We start from the raw sequence: 1,370 nt of genomic DNA on the forward strand, positions 1-1,370 counted from the left end.
GCGACCGTCGGCATCAGGCCCTCGCGGACCGCGTCCGTGAGGACGTCGTGGCCCACGCCGTCGAGCTGGACGCAGACCAGGCCGGGGGTGGTGGGGCAGGGCGGGTGGGCGCGGCGGCCACGGGTGGCGAGGCGGTGCAGCCGGCGGCGGTAGGCCTCGTCGTCGCGCACCGCGAGGGCCGCGCCGGTCGCGGAGGCGACGGCGGACATCACCGCGGCCACGATGACCGCGGTCTCCGGCGCCGCCTCGCCCCGGCCGGAGGGGTTGACGCGCAGCGCGAGCAGCAGCAGGGAGCCGTTGAGGAAGAAGACCAGCAGGCCGAGGACCAGCGCCGGCACGAGCAGCAGCAGCCGGACCAGCAGCGGCCAGACCACGGCCGACAGGATGCCGAAGGCGCCCGCGCCGCAGGCGGCGGCCAGGGCGATGGTGGTGACGCTGTCGCCGTCGGCGGACCGGAGCCGGAAGTCGGGCAGGAGCCCGGCGAGGACCAGCATGGTGACCGTGGAGACCGCCCATACGGCGACGCTTCGCCCGACCTGACCGGCGATCCGCCGCCACCGCATGCCCCGCACGCCGTACACCTCACAACCCGGCCCTTCCCGCCCCTCGGGCCAGGAGGACCCTCCTCTCGCTCCAGCGGGCCGGTCGGGCCCGGCTCCACCTTGTCACACGGGCGCGGGCGGCCCGGACGGACCGCCGTCAGCGGCCGCCGTCAGCGGCCGTCGTAGCCGGCCGTCGGCATGGACAGGCGGCGGTGCACCCGGGCCTTCATCTGCGCGTCGTACGACGGCTCGGCGCGCCCCACCGTCTCCACGCGCACGCCCCGGCGCGCGCACTCGGCGGTGAACTCCTCCACCGACGACAGGGCCCGGCGCAGCACCCGCAGGCTGGGCGCGACGAACACGTCCACCCCGGGGCGCACCCCCTCCCACAGCGCGCAGTGATCGAAACGCAGACCGCCGACGAGGAGCTCCCGGGCGATGACGTAGCCGCGCTCGGCGGCCCAGCGGGCGCACATGGCGTACTGGCTCCGGGAGTCCACCAGGAAGGGGTCGGCCTCCAGCTCCTCCAGGGGCGTCAGGCTCGCGATGGCGGTGACCCGCACCGGCGTCAGCGTGCCGAAAAGCCCTCGCGGCTGTCTCATGGCGTCCCCTCACCTCCCGTTTTCGCCGCCGACCCTACTCCTGCCCGTAGGCTTCGGGGAGTCGCGCGAAGGAGGCGGAAGAAGGTGCCGGTGGAGATCACCTGGTGGGGTCACGCCACCTGTGTGGTGGAGGACGCGAACATCCGGGTGCTCACCGATCCCCTGTTCGCCCCGCTTCGAGCATATGGCCCGCCACGGACAAACGATCAGGGCTGTACCGAACCGT

Annotated in this window: 2 protein-coding genes and 1 pseudogene; 1 reads left to right on the plus strand and 2 read right to left on the minus strand. The window is 74.4% G+C overall.

Annotated elements, in window-relative coordinates; all coding sequences use genetic code 11:
- The coding region (locus H5J33_RS35345) for a phage holin family protein (RefSeq protein ID WP_181798732.1) at nucleotides 1–563 on the minus strand (563 nt) is incomplete at its 3' end.
- A gap of 149 nt (nucleotides 564–712) precedes the next feature.
- Nucleotides 713–1,144: a hypothetical protein gene (locus H5J33_RS35350; protein WP_399553010.1), complete on the minus strand. Its 432-nt coding sequence runs from the start codon at nucleotides 1,142–1,144 to the stop codon at nucleotides 713–715.
- 84 nt (nucleotides 1,145–1,228) lie between these two features.
- Here H5J33_RS35350 and H5J33_RS35355 point away from each other — a divergent pair.
- Nucleotides 1,229–1,370, plus strand: a pseudogene (locus H5J33_RS35355) (MBL fold metallo-hydrolase); the annotation flags it as partial.

This window comes from Streptomyces sp. WELS2, from assembly GCF_013870595.1.
In the GTDB taxonomy this organism is placed as follows: Bacteria; Actinomycetota; Actinomycetes; order Streptomycetales; family Streptomycetaceae; genus Streptomyces.